Consider the following 22989-nt stretch of genomic DNA (forward strand, 5'->3'; position numbering starts at 1 on the left):
ACCCGAGGTTGGCGAACTCGAATTCGCGCGTTTCCGGAATCAGTACTTCGGTGGGAATCTTGGGCTGGTAGCCCGTGCCTAGGTCATACAGGTGTACCGGCAGGTCCTCGACCTTGCCACCCGCTTGCGGACCGCGAATCTGCACACACCACCCGTTGCTGGTGAAACTGCGCACCATGTTCGCGGCGAACGCAAACGAAGCGTTGACCCACAGATAGCGGTTGTGGTCCGGGCCCTTGACCGCCTCTTCATAGTTGAACGCGCGCACGGGTGTCGTGTCCTTACCATACGGCAAACGGCCCAACACACGCGGCATCGTCAGGCCCACATAACGGGCATCGTCCGTATCGCGAAAGCTCTTCCACTTGATGTACTCGGCACGATCGAAGTAGTTGCCAATGTCCTGGATCGCGGCCACTTCCTCCATTGACTGCTTGCCGAAGAACGCCGGCCCGACGGAGCCGATGAACGGCATGTGCGCCGCCGCCGCCACCTTTGAGATATTGCGTAGCAGACCGATATCCTGCGGAGAATTCGCGAACTCGAAGTCGCTGACCAGCGCGCCGATGGGCTGGCCGCCCGGCGTGTCGTATTCCTCGATATACGTAAGGCGATACAGGCCGCTCTGGATGAGTTCGGGCGTGTCCTCGAAATCAAGGACCAACGCCTCCTTTGATACGTCGAGCACTTCGATACGCGCGTTCTTGCGGAAATCCGTGCGGCTTACGAGCATCTTGAGGCCGCGCCAGCGGCCCTCCAGCGCCTGGAATTCCGGCGTGTGCATCACGGCGTCTAGTTGCCGGCCGATTTTCCGGTCGAGCTGGCCGATGTGGAAATCGAGCAGCGACCTGTCGAGGCGATCGACCGGCTTGCTGGCTTCACCCACCAGTTGCAGGAACGCGCTCATTCCCCGCGCCAACCGCTCGCCGGCCGACGACTCGGAGAGCAGGTCATTGTCCCGGAACGCTTCGAGCGGACGCACCGCACTCACGGGCTTCAGGTTGATCTTGTTGCACAGCGACTCATAGACGCTGTCGCCATCCAGCACAACCGTCTGGGTCGTGCCGCCTTGCTGGGATTCGTTACGTGACATGCTGGATCCTCTCTGTACCGTCCCACCGGGACTCGCGTTGCTCGTTGTCCGGAATGCTGTGAAGGCCTTGGAGCCTTACGTATGACCTTCCGGTTGCGTGGCCGCCGTTGCAATCTGTGCAAGTTCGCCCCGCAGTTGCTGCGAGAGCGCTCTATCCTTCAGGATCTTCTCGAACTCGCGACGAAATGTGCCGTTGTCCAGCAGGTTCGACTTCAGATCGCGCAGCAGATTGCGCATGGCCAGCAACGCCTGAAGTTCGGGAATCTGGCGTGCGACCTGTTCCGGCTCGAAGTCCTTCATCGACCTGAAACTGAGCGCCACCGGAAGCTCGGAGCCGTCTTCCGCGAGCGTGTTCTCGGCCGCTAACGTCAACTCAGGCGCAAGGTCGGAAAGGACCGCGTCGAAGTTGTTCTTGTCGATATTGGTCTTCTTGCGCTCCGCGAGAGGGGCCTGTTCCTTGCCCGCGCTGAAGTCTCCGGCCACGAGCAGTTTGAGGGGCAACTCAACTTTCTTCTGAGCGCCGCCCGTGTGCAGATCCAATGTGATTGAGACGCGAGATTTTGGAATTTCGCGCTGGAAGCTGTCCATTTGTTGTCCTTCCTGAAGGGATGTCACGTGGCATCGCAAAAAACGCGTTCCATGCAATGTGGCATCCCCATCGTCGCTCACCGGCGGCAACCGCGTTCCGCTTTTGAATGACGTTTTCAGGTACCGCATCGCACAGTTCTTAGTTATGCGAATGTTTTTATCTTTGCAGGTATTAAACACGTCTATCGACCATGAAGTCAAAGGGTGATTTATTTAGAGATGGCTTTGAATTGTTAAAAATTATTGAATTATGATTCTTTAAAATTTGTCGAACAATAAGGTTGGACGATTTTTCGCTATGAACCGATACGTATCTATTTAAATGGTCTGTCTGAACCTATTTGTGCAATCGGATAAATCCGATTTTTAAAAAAGTCGAATGATTATTCGATTTGCAATATTTCCATGATTAATTAAAATAAAATGCGAAATCGGCATGACTTCCACATCATTCAACGGTTGAGGGCAGTCGACGGGTTTAACCGCGCGTCGAGTCCCGCTATCCAAACCAAAGAAAATCAGCGAGACCACACTCATGCGGATCGACAAACCGCTTTGGCACGAAGGCCTGATCCTTAACCAGCAGCAATTCCAGCAGCAGGACCGGTGGACCAATTTCGTGCACGGGCAGTTCGCTTCGGCGGCAATCGCCGAGCCGTGGGGCACGCTCGGCGTAGAGATCGATGAGGAAGCACTACCTCAAGGGCGCCTCAAACTCACTCGCCTGAAAGTTCGTTTTCCTGACGGTACACCGTTCGACACATCGGTGAGTGACGCGCTGCCTGCGGCACGCGATCTGACGCAGGGCCTCTCGCCAGAAGTGCAAAGCGTCCTGGTGCTGGCGGCGCTGCCCCTGACGAATGCCACGGGCAGCAACTGCCGCTTCGACGAGACGACGCTCGCGCGGCCACGCCGCTCATATCGGGAATTCGTGAAAGTCACCGATCTGAACGGCACGGGCGAAGCGGAGATCGCCGCCGAACGTCACGCGGTGCGATTGCTTTTTGACTTCGAGCAGCATGCGGACGACACGGTCTGTGCGATCGCGCGTCTTACGCGTGGCACGGGCGGTCATTTTCAGGTCGACCCCCATTACGTACCGCCCTGCCTGACGCTCGCAGGCCACCCCCGGCACCTCGAGCGGGTCAAACGTCTTGCCGACATCCTGCAGGCCAAAAGCGCCGCGCTGGGCGCGCGCAAGAGCGAACGGATCGAGGCCGTTGCTGAATACGGCGTCGCCGACGTGTCGCTGTTCTGGCTACTGCACTGTATTCACACGTACTGGCCGCAGCTCCGCTTCTTCGCCACCCATCCGAGCCAGCCGCCCGAGCGGCTCTATTCAACGCTAGCCCAACTGACGAGTGTGCTGATGACGTTTTCGACGGGTGCTCAACTCAGCGAGATCCCGGCGTACGACCACGCGCAGGCCGAGGAGATTTTCGCGAAACTCGAAAAGCTGATCCGCGAGCTGCTCGACTCGAGCATTCCGTCGCGCGTGATTTCTATCAACCTCACGCGCAGGAGTCCCACCACCTGGACGGGCCAGTTTCTGGACGAACGGCTCGTCACCGGCGCGGACTTCTACCTGTCAGTCAACGCGGCGGTCGCGCCCTTCGAACTGGTCGAGCAGTTTCCGAAGCTGTGCAAGGTCGGTGCACCGGACGACGTCGAGCACATTGTCAATTCCGCGTTGGCGGGTATTCCGCTCAAGGCGGTCCAGCGCGTGCCGGCCGCGATTCCTGTGCGTCTCGACAATCTTTATTTCGCGCTCGATCCAGCCGATCCGGCGCACGCCCGCATGCTGGCTGCCCGCGCTTGCCAGATCTATCTGCCAACCACGGTAGCGGATTCATCGCTTGAACTCTACGCGATACTACGCTCATGATGACCATCACCCGTAACCTGCAAGAGAGCCCCTTGCTGGGTGCCCAGCCGGCCTTCGACCGGATAGCCGGTGCCGGTATTCGTGATCTGCTGCGCGACACGGCTCTCCTCGTCAGTATGCTGAGGCAGGGCGGCACGTCCGAATCTGTGGAGCAGTTGCGCAAGCGTTGCGTGCAGTTGATGGCGGCGTTTTCCACCGCGCTCGAACAACGCGGCTTCGCCGCCGACGTTCGGGAAGACGCTCAATACGCCCAATGCGGGCTGCTCGACGAGGCGGTGCTGCGTTGTCCGTCGATTAAAGACAGGTCCAGTTGGGAATCTCACCCGTTGCAGGTCGAGCAGTTCGGCAAGCTCGATGCCGGCGATCACGTTTTTGACCGGCTCGCAGAACGCTTGCGTGAGGTATCGCCGAACGTCGATCTACTCGAGTGCTATGCCGCCATCCTTGGGCTCGGCTTCATGGGGCGCTACGCCCGTGAAGGTGAAGCGAAACGCGCAGCGTTGATGGCCACGCTCAATGCCCGGCTGGAGAAACTGCGGCCTGGCGTCACGCGAAGCTTCATTGCCGATCGCACCGGTCGACGTATGGCGGACCGGTTATATCGACTCTCGCCGTGGGCGCTTGCCGGAATCGGCTGTCTCGCTGCCGCGCTCGTCTACCTGAGCTGGAGCCACACGCTCGATGCGCAACTGGCCCGTCTGGTTTCGTCGGCGCCCACCGCGAAGCCGTGATGTCCGAGCTGCGTCTGGGGTATCCGTTTCGCGCGATGGTCATGTTTGCGGCCATGCTCGCGCTTACCGTGCTATTTCTGGTTGTTCCGCTCAGTCGTGGACTGGTTTGGACAGTCGCGGTAGGCGTCGCTCTGGTGGCGCTTGCCGCGATTGTTTTCTGCACGTTGCAGCGCCATCGGGCTCGCGAGCAAAGCGCCCATGTGCTGGCCGCGCTCGGCGCGACGACGCGTGATCTGCCCGTGAGCCTGCGCACGCGCATGCCACTGGTGCTGGTCACGGGAGATTCGCTGCCCCAGTTGTTCGATCGGGGAGGGCACGAGGAGCGGCTCGCCCATATCGGAGACGGTGCGATCTGGCTGCGGATCGATAACCCGCGCGATCTGCCGCGCGTCGGCCTCGCTGTGAAACAGTGGCGCGACGGTCGCGCTCCCGATGGTGTCGTGCTGTCCATCGCGCCTGCCGCGCATGCCAGCGAAGACGCGCTCACGCAGACGCTGCGCGTGGCGCGCCAGGCGACCAGCGACGCCGCACAGATGCTCGGCATCAGGTTGCCCGCCTACATTGCGATCTATCAGCGGCTTACCGCAGCGCCCGAAACGGCGGCGAGCCCGCCATGGCACGGCGTGTCGTCGGCCAGCAGGCTGACCGGCGCACAGCGGTTCGAAGCGGTGCTGCGCGCTGCCGAAGCACAAGTGCAGCAGGTTGGGGAGGAGGGTGCTTCCGCTGCACGCTCGGCAGCTCTCGCGTCGATCATCAACTGGACGCAGCGTGTCGTGATCGGCACGCTCACCGACTCGTTGCAACCGGCGAGGCCATGGACGCTCTTCGGGATGGGCTGGATCAATTGCGGCCCGGCGAGCGATCCACGTTCCCCGTGGGCGCGGGATGTCAACGCGCAATCGGGAATCATGCCGCCGCCGATGGCCGCGTCATCCGCCCCATGGCCGCTGCCGCAGCCGCTGATCGAGGCCATGCCGCGGCGGCTATCGGTCTCACCGCGTCTAGCTGCCGCCGCTCACGCGATCCTCCTGCTCGCCTGCGCGGCTGCACTGGCCATCTGGGGTTCGGCAAGGAACAACCAGGCATTGCTCGCGCACATCGGGTCCGATCTTGGCCGGTTTTCGATGATTCCGCCTGAACATGACGATGCAAGGCGCGACGCGTTGCAGGCACTCGTCGCCGACCGCGACCAGATCGATCAATACGCACGTCTTGGCATACCGCTGCGCCTGTCGTTCGGCATGTATCACGGCGCGGCTGTCATGCCCGTGCTCAACGCTGCGATTGCCTCGTACCAGGCGCCGCCTGCGGTGGTGACGCTCGACAGCATGTCGCTGTTCGATAGTGGCAAGGCACGGCTCAAGCCGGGCTCGACCCGCGCAATGATCGACGCAGTCGAGATGATCCGGGCGGCTCCGGACAAGCGGATCGTGGTGGCCGGATACACCGACAACGTCGGCAACGCCGACAGCAATCTGAAGCTGTCCATTGCGCGTGCCGGGGCGGTGCGCGACTGGTTAGTCGAGGCGTCGGGCATTTCGGTGACGCAGTTCGCGATCCAGGGTTACGGCGACACGCGCCCGATCGCCGACAACGAAACGGACGCCGGACGTGCAAAGAACCGGCGCGTTGAAATCACGCTAGTGCCGGACGCCCCCAAGCTAGTTCTCCGGGGGGATTCGCCTGGCGCCTGAGCAGCACACAGACACGCCGCCCGAAACAGTTCAGACCTGGAGCATGGCTTTGGGGCATTCGCGGTCCGGGATCGACTCCGGACGATTTTTGCAGTCAAAACGAAGGAGCAAATAATGGCAATTCCGGCATACATGTGGATCAAGGACGATGGGGGCGCCGACATCAAGGGCTCCGTCACGGTCCAGGGCCGCGAAGGCAGCGTCGAGGTGGTCGCGCTCGAGCATGGCGTGCACATTCCGACCGACAACAACACCGGCAAGCTGACCGGTACGCGTGTGCACGCGCCGATCACGTTCACGAAGGAAACCGACGCGTCAACGCCATACCTGTACAAGGCGGTGACGAGCGGCCAGACGCTGAAGTCGATCGAGATCAGGTGGTACAAGATCGACGACGCAGGCAAGGAGAAGGAATACTTCAACACGAAGCTCGACAACGTGAAGGTTGTCGCAGTCAAACCAAAGATGCATGACATCAAGGATCCGGCGTTCGAGAAGCACAACCACCTCGAAGAGATCGAACTGCGCTACGAAAAAATCACGTGGTCGTATAAGGACGGCAACATCATTCACACCGACACCTGGAACGAACGCTCGTAAGGCGCTCCGGGAGGCTGGCGCAGCCCTCCTGATTCTCCGCATCAGGCGCACGCCAGCCTTCTTTTGCAGGCGCCACCGTCACGCTGACGCTTTTTATCCGTACCCCGGAGCCGTTCAATCCCCGGCTCTTTTTTCCGTGACGATCATGATGCTGCGCGACATCTGGTTGCGACCGCTTTGTAAAGGAGTGCGCGATGTCCATTGGCCCCTCGCTGTACGACAAGCTGCTTGGTCAGATCGGTGGTGAGCCGCTTGACGCCTACGACGACAAGACACTGGAAATTTTGAGTGTGCAGCAGAACATCCGCCGCATCCTCAATTCACGGGCGGGTGCACTCAAGCATCTGCCCGATTATGGACTTCCGGATCTCACGAACATCTACAAGGCGCTCCCCGCTTCGGCAAACCTGCTCAAGCAGCAGATGGAGGCGACACTGCTGGCGTATGAGCCGCGAATCCGGTCAATCGATGTGGCGTACCTCGACAATCCCGACCCTGGCGTCCTGGTGAGCTACGAAATGACGTGCCATCTGAAGACAGCCGGTCTGGTGCGCTTCGGGACTTACTTCGAGCCGCCTGGGCGCATGCGCGTGCAGCGGATCCAGGGGGCGCCTTGAGACGGAGGGTGCGGGACAAACAAGGTGGAGCATCCGCAGTCGAAACAGTCAAGGCGCAAAACTCTCCGACGCCCTGACCGAATGCAAGCCGACCACCCCTCGAGGAAAATCCACCAGCACATCGATATTCTGCATAGCCATCAACCCAATCACAATCCGGTTTGCTCCAGGCGCAGCCTTGGCAACCGTGACCTGCGCGGTCTCGAACCGGTGCGCCCACGGGCCAACTCCCAGCGCGACATCATAGTTTCCTTGCGCGAGCACATCATTCACGCCGCCGTCGTCGGTCCAGTTAGGCGCCTTGTCGGTTTCGATCCGAACCATCTCCGTACTCCCCGTCGCAAACACCACCGGCGCGCAATACTTCATCTTGTTGCCCACCTGAACACAGCCGACCGGCCAGCCACTCGCGGCACCTTGTGACGCAGTCATCGGCACCATGGTGAAATTCCGTGTCAGCGCGTCCGACGGCGTCAAAACCACAAACGGCCTGGCGAAATTCGCATGCACCAGATACCGCTGCCCGATATTGCCTGGCAAAGCCCGCAATGGCTGCGTGCAGCAGTCGTCATTCACTTGCGCAGCGCCCACTCCGAATACGCCCGAAAACGCAAAACCAAACTCACCGGTATAGCCGTCCATGGCGAGGCAGCGCCGCTGGTTACGCTGACAGCGCACGTCATTGACGCTTTGCGCAGTCACCTCAACCGGCCGCGTGCCAACCACGCTGATGGGCAACTTGACCGCCGGTCCTGAAACCTGCGCGCCGTTGGCGAACGTCAGCGTCGAAACCGCCCCGGCTATCGGATAGTTCGCGCCAGGCAGCACTTTCGACAATACCCGCACGCCCTGCGTGCCGGTATCGAACGCCATATACACGGCCTTGCCGTCGAGTTGCACCGGTACGCCAAGCCGCGCGTGGCCTTCATCGGCGCGTTCGACGTGCAAGGGAATCATGACGCCATCGTTGCCGCCGTTGATCAAGGTGGCAGCCGGGGCGGGCGGCGTCGGGACCGGAAAGCTCACGCTGCAGCCAGACAGAGAAACCGCGCCGACAAGCGCGGCGGCGGTGAGAGCGGTCAGGCGGCCGCGCACGGAGCGCAGGCTAATTTGGGACAGCAGGGTCATGGGATCACACTTTGCAAAAGAGCGTGTCCCTGACGGAGGCGATGCATCGTGAACTGTAAGGCGGGCCGCTGTGGCGCCAGTCGCGAGGGCCCGCTGCCGGTTCGGCGATTGGGTGCTTGCGAGGCCTGCGGAAGGGAACGCGGGATAACAGAGCGGCAGACTCTACCTGCCCCGTCATACCAAATTGCAATAATGTGTGAAGGTTTGATCTACAGCAGGAAACGACTAAAGCCCATGCGGGCGGCGGATCATGGCTGCTACCGCGCGGCCCAGCACGGCGCGGTCGAGCGCGCCGGCCAGCGCGCCGATCACTTCATCGAGCGTGCGCGAGATCACCTCGACGCGAAACGTGATGCGCTCATTGCGTTTGTCGATGGTGAGCACATAAAGGCGCAGATCCTTGCCGAGCGCCGCATGTAGCGCGCGCCTGCCGCCGGCTGACGAGGTGCCGGGAATCGTGACGTCGAGGGTCACGTGGGGCACGTAGACGTGTGCGGGCGGAACAGCGCGCGAACCGCGCGGGACGGCCCGGGTGGCCGGGGCAGGGGTGGACTGGAGCATCGTGGATGCGCCGGCGCGGACCGGGCCGGCTTGCGTTGTGAAGACGAGTCCACTGTATCGTCGCGAGTCTCAAGCGAGTGCAAAAGCTCGCGACGCCGGGGTTAAATTTGTGTTAATGCCTTGTATGTCCGCCACACGCCACACGCCACATGTCGCAAACCTCAAGCCTCAAGCCGCAAGCCACACGCCGCAAGCCACACACCGCAAGCCACACACCCCAAGCCACACACCCCAAGCCACACGCCGCGATGCCGACGGGCGCGCCGCCACGCCCGTGGCTCAGGCCTTCGGCGCCGGCGTGGCTGTCGAAACGGGCGCTGGCGCAGCCGCCATTGCTTCACGCACCGTTTGCGCGACGCGTTCGACGAAGTCCAGATCGATGCTCGAAAGTGCTTCGCGCTCGCCGCTGCTGGTCTGAACAATCAGGCGGTGCATGATGTCCTGGGTGATCCACGTGAGCCAGCCCACCACGACCAGCATCACGCCGCAGACGATCCCGGCCGGCGACCAGAAGACGCCGCCGAGAATCGCAGCAATCAGCCCGACCACCGAGATCCCGACACACAGGGCCTTGTTCTTCTGCACGGTGACGACGCGCACACTCTGGATCTCGCGCAGCGGGAAAACCTGTCCGGCAGACGAAAGCGCATTGCGCGTGACTGAGACACCACGGTCGTTGAAAGGGGTTTCCATCGGTTAAATGCAAGCGGTCATAAAGGCCGCAGCGTACCAGACTTCAAATCACTAAAGTGACGGGATTTTTAAGCGCCCGTGAGGTCCGCTGCGTGAAGCATCCGTAGTCGGCTGACTCACATCCGCAGTTGCGCGATTTTATGCCGAAATGATGCCCGGTGCTTTATGCCGCCTGCTTCCCGTTACTGCTCCTGCGAACCGTGGCGCGCGAGCCGGCCAAAGAAAGGATGCTTGGGATCGTTGAATCCGGGTGTCGAAGGATGGCCGGTCGTGACGAGCGTATCGACGAAGGCTTCGTCTTCCGCGTTCAGACGGTACCCCAAGGCAGGCTGGTATTCATCCCATTGTGCTTCGGTACGCGGCCCGGCGATGGTCGAGCTGATATACCGGCTGTTCAGCACCCATGCGAGCGCGAATTGTCCCGCGCTCAAGCCGCGCGTCTGCGCATGTTCGCGAACGCGTCGCGCCAGCTCCAGAGATTCCGGCCGCCATTCGGCCTGCTGCAAGCGGCGGTCACCGCGTCCCGCGCGCGTATCGGATGCGGGCGTTACACCCAGTTCGTACTTGCCGGTCAGCACGCCGCGCGCGAGCGGGCTGTACGAAATCACGCCGAGTCCATAGCGGTATGCGGCGGTGAGCTGTTCGGCCTCGGCCTGACGGTTGGCGATGTTATACAGCGGCTGGCTGGCCACCGGAGCATCCAGTCCGAGTGCCTGTGCGGTGTGGGCAAATTCAGCAATCTTCCAGCCACGATGATTCGACAGGCCGTAATACCGTATCTTGCCGGCGCGGATCAGATCGTTCAGTGCCCGCACGGTCTCATCGACCGGGGTGTGATGATCTTCCGCGTGAAGATAGAGCAGGTCGATATAGTCCGTGTTCAATCGCTTCAGACTGGCCTCGACGGCCCCGATCATATGTTTGCGCGATGCGCCGCGCGCATTGACGTCGCCCTCGACTAGCGGACTGACGACCTTGCTCGCCAGCACCCAGCGATCGCGCCGGGCAGCAATGCAACGCCCGACGACACGTTCGGAATCGCCGCCCGAGTAGACGTCCGCGGTATCGATCGAGTTGACGCCCTGTTCGTGTGCCTTGTCGACGATGCGCTGCGCCGTCGCTTCATCGGTCGGACTGCCGAACGTCATGGTGCCGAGCGTCAGCGTCGAAACCTTGAGGCCACTGCGGCCGAGTTGCCGATACTCCATATGAAACTTGCTCCGTAAATTTGAAAAGATCGTGGACCGTTCCAGGCAACCTCCCGGCTACGCGTGGAAATTGTCTGGACGTCTAGATGAGTTAGATCAAAAAAAATGCTCGATCCGCGTAAGCCAATACGTTAGCCACCGTATTTCTGGGCGAACTCGATTGCCGTGAGCGAGCGGAAATCGGTCAGAGCCGCATCGATCTGCTCGGGGTTCCAGTCCCACCACGCGATCTGTTGCAGCCGTTCGGCAACCTGCGGCTCGACGCGAAAGCGCAGCACGCGCGCCGGCACGCCGACCACGATAGCGAAGGGCGGCACATCTTTGGTCACGACGGCGCCCGAACCGATGGCTGCGCCCGTGCCGATCTTGACGCCCGGCATGACGATGGCGTTATGGCCGAGCCACACGTCGTGGCCGATTTCGACCCGGTCCTGCGCGCGCCATTGGAAAATCGCGGCGTCGTCGTCGAGCGACAGCCCGTACGAGCGCGAGCGATACGTAAAGTGATGATGAGTCGCGCGCCACGTTGGATGGTTGGGCGGATTGATGCGCGCGCCGGTGGCGATGTTGACGAACTTGCCGATCACCGCATGGGCGATCTGATTGTCGCCCATCGCATAGCCGTAGTCGCCGATGGCCGTTTCGGCCACGAAGCTGCGCGGGCCAAGATAGGTATAGCGGCCAAAGTCGCTGGCTCGAACGACCGCGCTCGGGTGGATCTCCGGATGTTCCGACATGACGCGGCCTTGCGTCCACGGGTCCGCCGTGACGCCATGATTAATCAACATAAAAGCTCGAAGTTCAATGATGAGGTGAGAGAGAAAGCACTTGCCGCACAGTTACATGACGAGACTGCGCAGCCAGGCGGAAACGCGCTCGGCGCAAGCGACCAGCACGAAGGTCGCGATCAGCAGAAACGACACTGTCTGGTACTGGAACAGGTTCATTGCAGTGAGCAACTGGAAGCCGATTCCCCCCGCGCCGACGAAGCCGAGCACGAGCGAGGAGCGCAGGTTTTCATCGAAGCGGAACAGACCAATGCCGAGCAGCGACGGCAACACGCCCGGCACCACCGCGTGGCTCAGCACCTGCAGGCGGCCCGCGCCGGTCAGCGTCAGTGCTTCGACGGGGCCCATGTCCATGTCTTCGATCACTTCCGCAAACAGCCGCCCCAGCATGCCGACCGAATGGACTGCGAGCGCCAGTGCGCCCGGAAACGGCCCGAGCCCGACAGCGGTGACGAACAGGAGCGCCCACACCAGATCGGGGACCGCGCGGGTGACGCCGATGATGGCGCGCGAGATGACATACAAGGGCCTCGCCGGCGTGACGTTCGCGGCGGCGAGAATCGCCAGCGGGAAAGCCAGAATGATGCCGAACACGGTGCCGAAAATGGCCAGGTCGATGGTTTCGAGCACCGGCCAGAGATTCGGTACGAACTGGTCGAAGGCCGGCGGCATGGCGCGCGAAATGATGTCGGCCATACCATGCGCGCCCGTCACCAGGTCTTGCGGACGCGCCTGAACCACGATCCACGCTTGCACGAACAGCGCGAGCGCGACGACGATGGCGCACACCGTCCAGAACGGCCGTGCGCCCGGCGAGCCGGCCGGTGCGCGCATCTCAAGAGCCTTGTTCATGAAGCCTCGTCGACGTAGAGCTGCGCGATCTGCTGGCTGGAGACTTGCGAGGCCGGCCGGTCGAATTCCATCCGTCCACGACGCAGGCCCACCAGTCTGTCGGCATAACGCGCTGCGAGTTCCGGCTGGTGCAGCACGCATACCACGGCAAGACCGTCTTCGGTGGCGAGGCGGCGCAACAGGCGCATGACTTCGTCGGCGGCTTCGGGGTCGAGGCTCGCGACCGGTTCGTCGGCGAGCAACACGTGCGGACGTTGCGCCAGGGCGCGCGCCACCGCGACGCGCTGCGCCTGTCCGCCCGACAACGTGCCGGCGCGCTGGCCGGCCAGATGCAGCAGGCCGACTTCGTCCAGATAAGCACGTGCCGGTTCGACTTCCTCGCGCGGTACGCGTCCCAGAGCGGTCGACAAGGTCCGGTGACGCCCCAGCGTGCCGCAGCACACGTTAGCCAGCACACTGCGTCGCCTGACGAGATTGGCATTCTGCGAAATCAGCGCAAGCGGCAGACGCGCCCGGCGCAGGGCCTTGCCCGAGAGCGCGGCCAGATCGCGTCCGGCAACCTCGACCGAGCCGCTTGTCGGCCGGTTCAGCCCGACCACGCACTTCATGAAGGTCGACTTGCCGCTGCCATTGCTACCCAGCACCACGACCATCTCGCCGGCATTGACCGACACGTTGAAGTCGTGCAACGCCGTATGACCGTTGGGGTAACGCATCGTCAGATCGTGCACGGCCAACTTGATACCGGGCGTGAGCATGGTGCGCGGCGCTGGCGCACGCGTACTGGACCCTGCTGCCGCAAATGCGGCAGCAGGGTCCAGCGGGAGATCGCCGGATACGCTGAACGGGGTATTCACAGTTTTGCCAGATCGATGTGGAGCGTAGAAACCAGATCGCGAATCTGGTTGTAAGCCGCATCCGATTGCGGCACCGTCCTCAGCTCCGGGTTTTCGTTCGACGCGAGGAATTTCTGATCGGCCTCAGGCAATTGATGCAGGTCGAGCGAACTCAGCACGCTAGCCAGACGAGCCTTGAAATCAGCGGGCAGATCGCCGCGCACAGCGAGGGGATCGAGCGGAATGGGTTGCGACTGCCACAGCGTCACGTAAGCGGCCGGGTCATACTCGTTGTGCAGCTTGGCGCTGGCGATTTCCTCGCTGTTCAGCTCACCCGCGTCGACCTTGTGGTTACGCAGCGCTTCGAACGACGCCGTGTGGCTGCCCGCGTAGATTGCCTTGATGCCCTTGTCCGGGTCCACGCCGTTCTTGCTCAGACCGTAAGCCGGAAACAGATGCCCCGAGGTGGAGGCCGGATCGGCATAAGCAAACGAGCGGCCGTTGGTGTCGGCGAGCGTCTTGATGCCGGAGCCCGGCCACGTGACGATGGAGGCGTAGTAGGAGGCGGGCTTGCCTTGTTCGCCGGCGAACGTTGCAACCGCTTCCGCATGCGCGACCTGGTGAGCCAGCACGTAGCCGAGCGGGCCGAACTGGCCGAATTCGAGCTTGTTGTTGCGCATGGCCTCGATTTCAGCGTTGTAGCTGGTTGCCACGTAGAGCTGTACCGTGCAGCCGAGCTTGTCGCCGATCATCTTGGCGAGGTCCGTATAGACCGGCAGCATGCGCTGCGCCGATTCGTACGGTTCGACGCCGAACCGGACCACGCCGTTGTTCGGACAGGTGCCGTCCGCATGTGCCGCACCGGAGGCGAGCCCCGCCGCAAACGCCACGGCTGCTAAAACTTTGGATACCTTCATATTTTCCTCAAGTCATATTAAAAGCGTAGCGTGCATTTCAACGACGATTTCCTGCTCGCGCGTCCGCCTTGCGACGATCGGCGCGGCCCTGCTATCCAACCTGGCGCATTCTAGAAATGGCATGTGACACATCCATGTACACATGGAGACGTCCAGATGAACGGATGGTCGACGTGTTGCCATACCTATGTGTCCGATTGCGGCGCGATCCGCATCACACGATGCGCTCGCCGGCCCGCCATGTTTCGCGCGGAATGGGCAGCGCATCATGCATCCGCACTCGTACGAAATCGGCGCGTAAGCCGGGGGCAATCGCACCGCGATCGTGCAGTCCCACCGAGCGAGCCGGTGCAGCCGATACGGTTGCCATGGCTCGCGGCAGTGTCCAGCCCGCCTTGTCGACGAGTTCGAACGCGGCGGTCAACAGACTCGAAGGCACGTAATCGGATGACAGGATGTCGAGCAGTCCGGCCTGCGCGAGTTCGAGCGCGGAGACGTTGCCCGAGTGCGAGCCGCCCCTCACGATGTTGGGTGCGCCCATGATGGTCGAGATGCCGTGTTCGCGTGCGGCTTGTGCGGCGACACGGGTGGTCGGGAATTCGGCCAGCACGATGCCTTCTTCGGCTGCCTGTTCGACGTGTTCGATAACCGTATCGTCATGGCTCGCCACCGGCACGCCGAGTTCCACGCAACGCGCCACGATTTCACGACGGTGGCGCTCGGCGTAGCGCTCCTGTCCATCCGCGAGCTCGGCCACCACGGCGGCAAAGTGTTCGTCGGTCAGCTTGCCGTGACGCTCCTGCCAGCGCCGCCACTGATTGCGGTCGTGCCATTGGCGCTGTCCCGGCGTGTGATCCATCACGGAAGCGAGCCGCAGCAGCGGATGCGCGTAAAGCGAATTGAACACGTCGACCACATCCGGTGCGGCGATTTCGCAGCGCAGATGCAGGAAATGTTCGGCGCGTAGCAAGTTGCTTTGCGACAGGCGCGCGAGTGCCTCTGTGCACTGCGTCTGCAGGTCGCGGTTGTGCATGTCCACGTCGGAGCGGGCGCCGATTCTGAGCGAATCGAACACGGTGGTGATGCCGGCGGCCGCTACCTGGGCATCGTGAATCACGAATGCCGCGTCGATATTCCAGCGCACGCCGGGGCGCGGCGCGAGATGCTTCTCAAGATTGTCCGTGTGCAGTTCGATCAGGCCCGGCAGCAGATAGTCGCCGTCCCAGTCGACGGCTTCGCGGGCGGACGTGCTGCCGCGTTCGACGTCGCGAATGACGCCGTCCTCAATGCGCAAGGTCCCGGTGAACTCTTCGTCTCGCGTAACGACGCGAGCGTTCCTGATCAACATCGACATACTCCGTATGCGCATCAGCCCACCGTAGTGTTGCTGTAACACGCAGTAATGGTGGTTGTAATTCGCGGTGGTGCAGCGCTCCCGAGTATTTCCGGTCGATCCGGGCCACCCTTGTGCCGACTCGAATATCATCTAAACGTCTAGATGTATAAGGGTGCACTCGTGGCGCCGGCCAAGCGAGCGACGCACTTCACATTTCCGTCATGGCTCGCGCACGAAAGTGCGCGGCAACACGGCTATTTGAGCGGGTGGGAATGACAACACCGTGACATCGATCCAGAAAGCGCGATGTCACACGCTGGGTTCGAGTGCGGGACTTCTGCTGGCGGTGCGTTGCGCTCGCGCAGCATTACGTCTTGTTGAGGAGCCTCAGGAGACGGGATAGCGTTTTTGCTGTCAGCGCGAGTAGCGCGCTGGACGGACTGTAATCGACGCTGCACATCAGACTGGTCAGACAAAACATCAATAGCGCGATGGAGGGATGGTAGATCGCGCGGCTTAAGAGGCTTTTCATCGGCTTCACACCCTATCTTGGTTGCGCGAACGGGCAAGTCACAGTGGGTGAGCCGATCTGCACAAATTTGACGGCACAGCGTGGCGGCGAAATCCATCCGCGAAAAGCCTTGCTGCGAAGGGCGGGCAACATTGATCCGTTCCGTCCTGTGGCGAACTTTGCCTCTCGCGGCGCGTTGCCGTCCTGCTCTTGCGTCGATGTTTCATGCCCGATCGTCCGTGTCGTCTCCCGAACTTGCTGCGCTCATGGCCGGGCGTCCAGAACGCTTGCCGGATCGTCCTGGAGATCGCCGCGGGGATCTGGACCCAGTTGCACGACGAGCAGACGCCTACCACGACATCGCGTGACGAAGCGTGACGTAATGTCGGTAAGGGATGTAAGGGATTTGTCGGCGTTAGCGGCGGGTATAGGATGGACGCCTTGACGATGTCTGGCATTCCGGCTTCTTTGCGCGAGACGTCGCCCATCACGCGAGCTCTTCATGGATGCGGTTTCTGACGTGTTGCGCATCGTGCGCTTAAGCGGCGCGGTGTATCTCAACGGGACCTTTACGGCGCCGTGGTGCCTGATAGGCCGCACGGATGCGGCGCTTTGTGCGGCCTATCTGCCGCGCTCCGAGCGGGTGGTCTCATATCATCTGATCACGGAGGGCAGCTGCTGGGCGCAACTGGCGGGCAACCCCGCTTCCGCCATACACCTCAATGCCGGTGAACTGCTCGTGGTGCCGCAAGGTGAAACGCACTTGATGGGCAGCAGTCTGGATCTCTCGCCCATGCCGGTCGAAATGTTGTTGTCCCGCCAGATGGAGGCCATGCCAGGTGAGGTGATGACGCTGTCCTATGGCGCGGGTGGCATGCCGACTCGCATCGTCTGCGGCTTTTTGGCTTGCGATGACACCCTGAGCAATCCATTGCTCTCATCCCTGCCGCGCATCTTCAAGATTGATATGCGTAACGATCCGCGTGCGGCGTGGCTCGAGTCCTCACTCAGGTTTGCTGCCGCCGAGGCGGCTGATTCGCGTGCGGGCAGTACGGTGGTCCTCGCCAGACTGTCCGAACTGCTGTTTGTCGAAGCGATCCGTTGTTGTATTGAAGCATTGCCTGCAGACCAGACCGGATGGCTGGCCGGCGTGCGCGATCGCTTCGTGGGGCGCGCACTCTCGTTGCTTCACGCTCAGCCGGTTCACGCCTGGACGGTCGATGAACTCGCGCGCAAGGTGGGATTGTCCCGCTCGGCGTTGGCGCAGCGGTTTACGGATCTGCTCGGACAACCGCCCATGCAGTACCTGGCGCGGTGGCGCATGCAAATCGCGGCGCAGGAACTTCTGATCAGCAATAAGACACTCGCTGCAATTGCGGAGCAGATTGGCTACGAGTCGGAGGCCGCGTTCAGTCGGGCCTTCAGACGCGAATTTGGCATGCCCCCGGCAGGCTGGCGCAAGAATCAGGGGAAAGCAGATGGTGTGGCCGAATCCGCACGCGCCGCCCTCAGCGCGGGTGGGACCATTCTGGCTCGCCAGACTTGACCGTTATTTGGGGGATGCGCGCTGCGCCCCTGTGCCGAAAGCGCGCACCTCGACGCGCTTTCGTTGCACGTTTCTTCCATCACTTTCCAAACCGACGTGGACCCTGTCCGGCAACTCCGCTGGCCATAGCGCACAGTTATTGCTTGATAGGAACGCTCATCGGGACAGGCACACGCGGCAACCCGCGTCACGTGGCCGAAATCGCCCGGCCGGGCAGGGGAGAAGGGGTGATGCGAGGAACAAATGACACGGTGCGCGCTGTAGTTTTTGCCATGGCCATCGCACTGCTTTCAGCATGCGGCGGCCATAGCGGCAGTTCGAATAACGGCAGCACCTCCCCACCGGCAGGCGGCATCAATCTGCAAATTGTCTCGTTCGGCGACAGCCTTTCGGACGTGGGGACGTACGCGCCGCTGGCAAGCGCGGTGGGCGGCGGGCGCTTCACGACCAATCCCGGCCAGGTATGGAGCCAGAATGTCGCGCAATACTACGGCGACACGCTCAGCGCCGCATTCACGATCGACCTCACGCATGAGCTCAAGGCGCAGAGCGGCCTCGGGTATGCGGAAGGCGGCGCCACGGTAGCGACGCCGGCCAACCAGAACAATTTCCTCACCAACGTCATTGGCAACGTCGAAATGCCGGTCAATCAGCAGGTTTCGAGCTATCTGAGCGCGCACGGGAGCTTCAACTCGAATCAGATGGTGCTCGTATGGGCGGGCGCAAATGACGTGCTGCGCGCCGGGACGCCGCCGGCCGCGACTGCGACGGTGCAAACAGCGGCGACCACGCTCGCCCAGCTGGTCGGGCAGATCGTCCAGAACGGCGCCACGCATGTGGTGGTGGTCAATCTTCCGAACGTCGGCCTGTCGCCCGACGGCCTCTCCCAGGCCGATGGCGGTGCGAACCTGACGCAGTTGTCCCAGCTTTTCAATGACACGCTCAACAGCGCCCTGCAGACAGATGGCTTGCAAAGCAAGGTGATCCAGATTGATGCCTACACGTGGTTGAATGGGATCATCGCCAACTTTCAGGCCAACGGGTTCGCCGTGTCGAACACGGCTCAGGCCTGTGATCCTTCGAAGACGCCGGATGACACTTCCTTGCTATGCTCACCGGCGACCTACGTGAGCGCCAACGCGGACCAGACCTACATGTTCGCGGACGATCTTCATCCGACGACGCGTCTGCATGCGCTGTTCGCGCAGTTCGTGGAGCGGCAGATCGCCAGCACCGGGCTGGGTCACTGAGTCGCTGAGTCGCGGGGGAGCGTGCACGAAGAAGCGTCAACCTGAACCGGCCCGGCTCTCTGTGCGTGCCGGGCTCACCGGCCTACTCCATGTCTAAGCCAAAGCCAAAGTCATGATCGCCAAACCCGTTCCGTTCTCGCTTCACGTCCCTGAAGAAGACATCGTCGACCTGCGTTCGCGTCTCGCGCGCACCCGGTTTCCCGATCAGGCGCCCGGCGACGCATGGCGTTTCGGGACCGACGTGGACTACCTCCGATCGTTGATCGACTATTGGGTGTCCGGCTTCGACTGGCGCGCCGAGGAAGCGGCGCTCAATGCGTTTCCACAATTCAAGGTCGAGTTGCACGGAATCGATCTGCACTATCTTCACGTACCAGGCGTGGGGCCCGCTCCGACACCGCTGGTGTTGCTGCACGGCTGGCCAGGCTCGGTGTTCGAGTTTCTGGAGATCATTGCGCGCCTGACCGATCCGGTGCGTTTCGGCGGCGCTGCAAGCGACGCCTTTACGGTTGTCGTGCCGTCCCTTCCCGGTTACGGTCTTTCGTTTCGCTCGGGTCAGCCGCGTTTCGATGTGCCGCAGATGGCCGAGTGCATTTTCGGCCTCATGCATGACGTGCTGGGTTACGAACGCTTCGGCGCCCAGGGGGGCGACTGGGGTGCGGCTGTGACCAGCCGGCTCGGATATGCGCACCCGGAAGCGATGATCGGGATCCACCTCAACCTGCTGTCGCCGGTCGGCCGCGTGCCCTCTTTACTGCCGAACCCAAACGACGAGGAACGCCGCTACCTGGAGGACGTCGCGCGGTGGACCCAGGAAGAAGCCGGCTACGCCGCCATCCAGGGAACGCGACCGCAGTCGCTGGCGTTCGCTCTGACCGATTCGCCCGCTGGCCTCGCCGCGTGGATCGTGGAGAAATTCCGCGCGTGGTCGGACTGCGACGGCGATATCGAGCGTGCCATCAGCCGCGATCGCATCCTGGCCGACATCTCGCTGTACTGGTTCACGGGTTCGATCAACGCGTCGTTCTGGCCGTATTACGGCCGCATGCACGGCGCGGTCATTCTTCCGCCAGGTTCGACCATTTCGGTCCCGACGGGTTACGCCGAATTTCCGCGAGAAATGATCAAACCTCCACGCTCCGCGGCAGAGCGCGTCTTTTCCGATCTACGCCGCTGGAGCGTCATGCCACGCGGGGGGCACTTCGCGGCACTCGAACAGCCGGCGTTGCTTGCTCAGGAAATCCAGGCATTTTTTGGCTCGCTGCGAGATCGCCCGGAATAACGCCTGGATTGCCGCGCATCACCGGCACAGACCGTCGTTGCCCCGCAGCGGCGCGGCCGTAACGCCCATCGAAAAACAAATTACACTTCAGTCCATCAGATAAGGCTGCGACAGAAGCGGCCACGGAGACACAGCATGGACCTGTTCATGTCGATGGAGGCTTTCGTGCGCGCCGCCGAGGCGCAGAGTTTTGCCAACGCCGCGCGCCAGCTGGGCGTGGCGAAGTCGGTCGTGACCTCGCGCGTCAAGCAGCTGGAGGATCATTTCGGCGTGCCGCTGTTTCACCGTTCGACCCGCGCGGTCCGCTTGTCCGAACTCGGCGAAACCTATTACCGCGAGTGCGCCGAGCTGGTCAACCGGGCCCACGAGTTGTCCGGGCGCTCGCGCGGCGAGCCCCATTCGCTGTCCGGCACGCTCAACATCCATGTGCTGCCCGGGTTCGCACTCGGGCATTTCTCGCAGGCCTTGATCGACTTCCGCGAAGCGTATCCGCGTGTCGAATTCGTCGTGACCGTCAACGACCGGGTGATCGACCCGGTTCAGGAGGGCTTTGATCTCGCGCTGCAGATCTATCCGCCCGCTTCGAACCTGCTGGTGGAGCGGCGGCTTTTTCCGGTGCGCGGCGTGTTGTGCGGTGCGCCAGGATATCTCAAGGAAGAGCCGGTCATCGACACGCCGCTCGACCTGTTGAGGCATGACTTCGCCTGTTACTCGTACTATCCGTGGGGCGACAAGTGGCCTCTGGTGAAAGGTAGCGACACTTTCGAAATTGCGCTGAATCCGGTGCTGAAAAGCAATAGTGTGCATCTGCTGCTCGAGTTCGCGCGGGCCGGCGCGGGCGTCGTCTATCTGCCCACCATGGTCGCCGCCGCGGACCTGCTCGAACGGCGTCTGGAACGCGTGCTGCCGGAGTATGCGGCGCCGCCGCTGTGGCTCTCGGCGGTCTATCCGGCATCGCACCGCTCGACCACCAAGGTCAAAGCCTTCGTCGATTTCCTGCGCGCCCGCTATCTGCAAGAGCCGCCGTGGGACCGGGCGCTTGGCATCGCGCCGCCCGACGACGACACCAAGAGCGTCGGCGAGGAACTGGCCGAAGAATGAGCGCGGCCCATCCCGGGTTGTCCTCCAGGTAGTTTCCCTAGCAGGTTTTTGCCGCACTCATGGTTCGTGATTCCCGAACCTCAGATCATTGCCGTTGCGCCGGTCGCCACTTAATCTTGAATGCAAGCAGGGCATTCACAGACACATGGAGGCAGACATGCAACAGACCTGGTTCGGCAGCCTGGACAATTTCCGCAAAGGCTCCATCGAAATCATCAAGGGCAAGCCCGAGCACTACGCGATGTCGAACGTGTTCGAAGTGGCGAGCCGCGCGGCGCCGTTTGAGAAAGTCGTGGTCGGTAAAAATCTCAAGTACGTGATCGAGACGTTGCGCGCGGAAGGAATGTCGCCGTGGTTCGCGGCCTCGCACGACGAATTCGCCGTGGTGCTCGACGGCGAGATCGACGTGCACTTCATCAAGCCCTCGGATGGACCGCTGGTCGATCTGCAGACCGAAGGCAGCGTGCGCCTCGAAGGCCAGCCGTCTGGCCAGTCGATGGGCTATGTACGCTTGCGGCGTGGCCATCAGGCGCTGCTGCCCGCGGGCGCCGCCTACCGTTTCGAAGCGGTGACGAAGGGCGTGCTGCTGGTGCAGACGATTCTCGGACGCTACTCGGTCGAGAAGTGGGCCGACATCTGCATTCAATGACCCTTCCTTCGATCGATCATCACCTGGAGTCAATCATGGACAAAGTAACCGGGCTGCAAAACGTCACCGCGAGCGAACCCGATCCGGCCACCGGCTACCGCGTGTTCCGCCTCGGCGATTTCGAATTCAGCCGCGATGCGTATTTCGCCAGCATCAAGTGGCCCGCCAAAGGGCAGACGCGCTCGCATCAGATGCATGCGGACGATTTCCTGCGCGCAATGATGCGCGACGTGGCATGGGGATTCTTCTACGGCTGGGTCAACTTCGACGAAGTGATCGGCACGCGCAATCACTACGGCAAGGTCGACATGTACGCGGGCGCCTATAACGCCAACTTCAAGGAAGCAGGCGTGGACCACATGCAGCAGTTCGACACGCCGATCATCATGGCCACCTTCAAGGCCATCCTGAAGGACTGGGTCAACGAAGGCTTCGATCCGTTTGCCGCTCCCGAAGAAACGGGTTCGGCGTTCGGCACCAAACACGGCGACAACATCGCGGCGATCGAACGCACGCGCATTGCAACGAAGCGCATGCCGGGCCTCGAAGGCGATTCGCCGTTGCGCGATGACTTTCCGGTGAACCGCCAGTTCGCGGATGTGGTGCAGGACGAACCGGAAATCCACGCACAACCTGGCTTCGAGGGCGCGCTGCATGCGTTCAGCCTGTTCAAATACCTGTCGCGTTCGGATGTGACGTGGAATCCGTCGGTGACCTCGGTGTGCCAGCAGAGCCTGTTTTGCCCGACTACCGAAGAATTCGTTTTGCCGGTGTTTCACGGCAACGACCGGGTGGAGTGGTTTCTGCAGCTCTCCGACCAGATCATCTGGGATGTCGCGGACAAGGATAGCGGCGAGCCGCGCGCCCGCATCACGATGAACGCGGGCGATATCGCCGCGATGCCGGCCGATATCCGCCACAAGGGCTACTCGCAGAAGCGTTCGATGCTGCTCGTCTGGGAAAACGCCACACCCGATTTGCCCAAACGCTACGAAAGCGGCGAGCTGCCGCCGTATCCGATCCAGATCTAGCCTTACCACCGGCATCTCCCCTTGTTGCAACGAACGGCGCCAGACCGCTGGCGCCGCGGGAGATGTCACGTCCAGGTTTTACTTGCGCGGGA

The 22989-nt window shown here is 62.0% G+C and carries 22 protein-coding genes; 11 read left to right on the top strand and 11 right to left on the bottom strand.

Annotation, left to right across the window (positions count from 1 at the left end; translation table 11 throughout):
• On the bottom strand, nt 1-1093 hold a 1093-nt coding region (gene tssC, locus VGH41_RS19920; RefSeq protein ID WP_331599256.1), incomplete at its 3' end, for a type VI secretion system contractile sheath large subunit.
• Nucleotides 1094-1168: 75 nt separating this feature from the next.
• Entirely contained in the window at nt 1169-1681 is a 513-nt protein-coding gene (gene tssB, locus VGH41_RS19925; protein ID WP_331599291.1) for a type VI secretion system contractile sheath small subunit, read from the bottom strand.
• Nucleotides 1682-2216: 535 nt separating this feature from the next.
• On the opposite strand from tssB, the gene tssK reads away from it, so the two are divergent.
• The 5 genes from tssK to tssE all read left to right on the top strand — a co-directional run bounded on the left by tssK (nt 2217) and on the right by tssE (nt 7208).
• Nucleotides 2217-3566: a type VI secretion system baseplate subunit TssK gene (gene tssK, locus VGH41_RS19930; RefSeq protein ID WP_331599258.1), complete on the top strand. Its 1350-nt coding sequence runs from the start codon at nt 2217-2219 to the stop codon at nt 3564-3566.
• Nucleotides 3563-4297 (top strand): DotU family type IV/VI secretion system protein, encoded by a 735-nt coding sequence (locus tag VGH41_RS19935; RefSeq protein WP_331599259.1) that lies wholly within the window; start codon nt 3563-3565, stop codon nt 4295-4297. Before tssK ends, VGH41_RS19935 begins: the two co-directional genes overlap by 4 nt.
• A complete protein-coding gene (locus VGH41_RS19940; protein WP_331599260.1) occupies nt 4297-5991 on the top strand; it encodes an OmpA family protein in 1695 nt (564 codons plus the stop codon). The genes VGH41_RS19935 and VGH41_RS19940 overlap by 1 nt, the downstream gene beginning before the upstream one ends.
• Nucleotides 5992-6105: 114 nt before the next feature.
• Nucleotides 6106-6591 (top strand): Hcp family type VI secretion system effector, encoded by a 486-nt coding sequence (locus VGH41_RS19945; protein ID WP_331599261.1) that lies wholly within the window; start codon nt 6106-6108, stop codon nt 6589-6591.
• 194 nt (nt 6592-6785) lie between these two features.
• Nucleotides 6786-7208, top strand: a complete 423-nt coding sequence (tssE, locus tag VGH41_RS19950) for a type VI secretion system baseplate subunit TssE (protein WP_331599262.1) — start codon at nt 6786-6788, stop codon at nt 7206-7208.
• Between the two features lie 48 nt (nt 7209-7256).
• Here tssE and VGH41_RS19955 read toward each other — a convergent pair whose 3' ends face one another.
• The 9 genes from VGH41_RS19955 to VGH41_RS19995 form a co-directional block, all read right to left on the bottom strand.
• Nucleotides 7257-8336, bottom strand: coding sequence for a hypothetical protein (locus VGH41_RS19955; RefSeq protein WP_331599263.1), 1080 nt, complete (start codon nt 8334-8336; stop codon nt 7257-7259).
• A 225-nt stretch (nt 8337-8561) separates the two neighbouring features.
• On the bottom strand, nt 8562-8897 hold the full coding sequence (locus VGH41_RS19960) for a hypothetical protein (protein WP_331599264.1): 336 nt from the start codon (nt 8895-8897) through the stop codon (nt 8562-8564).
• 279 nt (nt 8898-9176) lie between these two features.
• Nucleotides 9177-9590 carry a DUF6232 family protein gene (locus VGH41_RS19965; protein ID WP_331599265.1) on the bottom strand — a complete coding sequence of 138 codons (414 nt, stop codon included), beginning with the start codon at nt 9588-9590 and terminating at the stop codon, nt 9177-9179.
• A gap of 182 nt (nt 9591-9772) precedes the next feature.
• Nucleotides 9773-10798 (bottom strand): aldo/keto reductase, encoded by a 1026-nt coding sequence (locus VGH41_RS19970; protein WP_331599266.1) that lies wholly within the window; start codon nt 10796-10798, stop codon nt 9773-9775.
• A gap of 131 nt (nt 10799-10929) precedes the next feature.
• A complete protein-coding gene (locus VGH41_RS19975; RefSeq protein ID WP_331599267.1) occupies nt 10930-11586 on the bottom strand; it encodes a DapH/DapD/GlmU-related protein in 657 nt (218 codons plus the stop codon).
• 51 nt (nt 11587-11637) lie between these two features.
• Nucleotides 11638-12438 carry a phosphonate ABC transporter, permease protein PhnE gene (gene phnE, locus VGH41_RS19980; RefSeq protein ID WP_331599268.1) on the bottom strand — a complete coding sequence of 267 codons (801 nt, stop codon included), beginning with the start codon at nt 12436-12438 and terminating at the stop codon, nt 11638-11640.
• A complete protein-coding gene (phnC, locus tag VGH41_RS19985; RefSeq protein WP_331599270.1) occupies nt 12435-13295 on the bottom strand; it encodes a phosphonate ABC transporter ATP-binding protein in 861 nt (286 codons plus the stop codon). Before phnC ends, phnE begins: the two co-directional genes overlap by 4 nt.
• On the bottom strand, nt 13292-14191 hold the full coding sequence (locus tag VGH41_RS19990) for a phosphate/phosphite/phosphonate ABC transporter substrate-binding protein (RefSeq protein WP_331599271.1): 900 nt from the start codon (nt 14189-14191) through the stop codon (nt 13292-13294). The genes phnC and VGH41_RS19990 overlap by 4 nt, the downstream gene beginning before the upstream one ends.
• 214 nt (nt 14192-14405) lie before the next feature.
• Complete coding sequence (locus VGH41_RS19995; RefSeq protein ID WP_331599272.1) at nt 14406-15539, bottom strand: alpha-D-ribose 1-methylphosphonate 5-triphosphate diphosphatase; 1134 nt, start codon at nt 15537-15539, stop codon at nt 14406-14408.
• Between the two features lie 1001 nt (nt 15540-16540).
• Here VGH41_RS19995 and VGH41_RS20000 point away from each other — a divergent pair.
• From VGH41_RS20000 to VGH41_RS20025, 6 genes are all read left to right on the top strand, one after another.
• On the top strand, nt 16541-17584 hold the full coding sequence (locus tag VGH41_RS20000) for an AraC family transcriptional regulator (RefSeq protein ID WP_331599273.1): 1044 nt from the start codon (nt 16541-16543) through the stop codon (nt 17582-17584).
• 230 nt (nt 17585-17814) lie between these two features.
• Nucleotides 17815-18834, top strand: coding sequence for an SGNH/GDSL hydrolase family protein (locus VGH41_RS20005; RefSeq protein ID WP_331599274.1), 1020 nt, complete (start codon nt 17815-17817; stop codon nt 18832-18834).
• Between the two features lie 112 nt (nt 18835-18946).
• Nucleotides 18947-20116 (top strand): epoxide hydrolase family protein, encoded by a 1170-nt coding sequence (locus tag VGH41_RS20010; RefSeq protein ID WP_331599275.1) that lies wholly within the window; start codon nt 18947-18949, stop codon nt 20114-20116.
• A gap of 135 nt (nt 20117-20251) precedes the next feature.
• The gene (locus tag VGH41_RS20015; RefSeq protein ID WP_331599276.1) at nt 20252-21217 is read left to right on the top strand and encodes a LysR family transcriptional regulator; all 966 of its coding nucleotides are present in this window, start codon (nt 20252-20254) and stop codon (nt 21215-21217) included.
• Between the two features lie 157 nt (nt 21218-21374).
• Nucleotides 21375-21866 (top strand): hydroxyquinol 1,2-dioxygenase, encoded by a 492-nt coding sequence (locus VGH41_RS20020; protein ID WP_331599277.1) that lies wholly within the window; start codon nt 21375-21377, stop codon nt 21864-21866.
• Between the two features lie 35 nt (nt 21867-21901).
• Complete coding sequence (locus tag VGH41_RS20025) at nt 21902-22897, top strand: hydroxyquinol 1,2-dioxygenase (protein WP_331599278.1); 996 nt, start codon at nt 21902-21904, stop codon at nt 22895-22897.
• Nucleotides 22898-22989 lie beyond the last annotated feature (92 nt).

The organism is Paraburkholderia sp. (assembly GCF_036488795.1).
GTDB lineage: Bacteria > Pseudomonadota > Gammaproteobacteria > Burkholderiales > Burkholderiaceae > Paraburkholderia.

Excerpts from the sequence above, each read along its gene's own strand:
- phnE (WP_331599268.1), bottom strand. The coding sequence starts at position 12,438 with ATGAACAAGGCTCTTGAGATGCGCGCACCGGCCGGCTCGCCGGGCGCA.
- VGH41_RS20010 (WP_331599275.1), top strand. The coding sequence starts at position 18,947 with ATGATCGCCAAACCCGTTCCGTTCTCGCTTCACGTCCCTGAAGAAGAC.
- VGH41_RS20000 (WP_331599273.1), top strand. The coding sequence starts at position 16,541 with ATGGATGCGGTTTCTGACGTGTTGCGCATCGTGCGCTTAAGCGGCGCG.
- tssE (WP_331599262.1), top strand. The coding sequence starts at position 6,786 with ATGTCCATTGGCCCCTCGCTGTACGACAAGCTGCTTGGTCAGATCGGT.
- VGH41_RS19960 (WP_331599264.1), bottom strand. The coding sequence starts at position 8,897 with ATGCTCCAGTCCACCCCTGCCCCGGCCACCCGGGCCGTCCCGCGCGGT.
- VGH41_RS19975 (WP_331599267.1), bottom strand. The coding sequence starts at position 11,586 with ATGTTGATTAATCATGGCGTCACGGCGGACCCGTGGACGCAAGGCCGC.
- VGH41_RS20025 (WP_331599278.1), top strand. The coding sequence starts at position 21,902 with ATGGACAAAGTAACCGGGCTGCAAAACGTCACCGCGAGCGAACCCGAT.
- VGH41_RS20020 (WP_331599277.1), top strand. The coding sequence starts at position 21,375 with ATGCAACAGACCTGGTTCGGCAGCCTGGACAATTTCCGCAAAGGCTCC.
- tssK (WP_331599258.1), top strand. The coding sequence starts at position 2,217 with ATGCGGATCGACAAACCGCTTTGGCACGAAGGCCTGATCCTTAACCAG.
- VGH41_RS20015 (WP_331599276.1), top strand. The coding sequence starts at position 20,252 with ATGGACCTGTTCATGTCGATGGAGGCTTTCGTGCGCGCCGCCGAGGCG.
- tssB (WP_331599291.1), bottom strand. The coding sequence starts at position 1,681 with ATGGACAGCTTCCAGCGCGAAATTCCAAAATCTCGCGTCTCAATCACA.
- VGH41_RS19995 (WP_331599272.1), bottom strand. The coding sequence starts at position 15,539 with ATGTTGATCAGGAACGCTCGCGTCGTTACGCGAGACGAAGAGTTCACC.
- VGH41_RS19965 (WP_331599265.1), bottom strand. The coding sequence starts at position 9,590 with ATGGAAACCCCTTTCAACGACCGTGGTGTCTCAGTCACGCGCAATGCG.
- VGH41_RS20005 (WP_331599274.1), top strand. The coding sequence starts at position 17,815 with ATGCGAGGAACAAATGACACGGTGCGCGCTGTAGTTTTTGCCATGGCC.
- VGH41_RS19970 (WP_331599266.1), bottom strand. The coding sequence starts at position 10,798 with ATGGAGTATCGGCAACTCGGCCGCAGTGGCCTCAAGGTTTCGACGCTG.
- VGH41_RS19935 (WP_331599259.1), top strand. The coding sequence starts at position 3,563 with ATGATGACCATCACCCGTAACCTGCAAGAGAGCCCCTTGCTGGGTGCC.
- VGH41_RS19990 (WP_331599271.1), bottom strand. The coding sequence starts at position 14,191 with ATGAAGGTATCCAAAGTTTTAGCAGCCGTGGCGTTTGCGGCGGGGCTC.
- VGH41_RS19955 (WP_331599263.1), bottom strand. The coding sequence starts at position 8,336 with ATGACCCTGCTGTCCCAAATTAGCCTGCGCTCCGTGCGCGGCCGCCTG.
- VGH41_RS19945 (WP_331599261.1), top strand. The coding sequence starts at position 6,106 with ATGGCAATTCCGGCATACATGTGGATCAAGGACGATGGGGGCGCCGAC.
- VGH41_RS19940 (WP_331599260.1), top strand. The coding sequence starts at position 4,297 with ATGTCCGAGCTGCGTCTGGGGTATCCGTTTCGCGCGATGGTCATGTTT.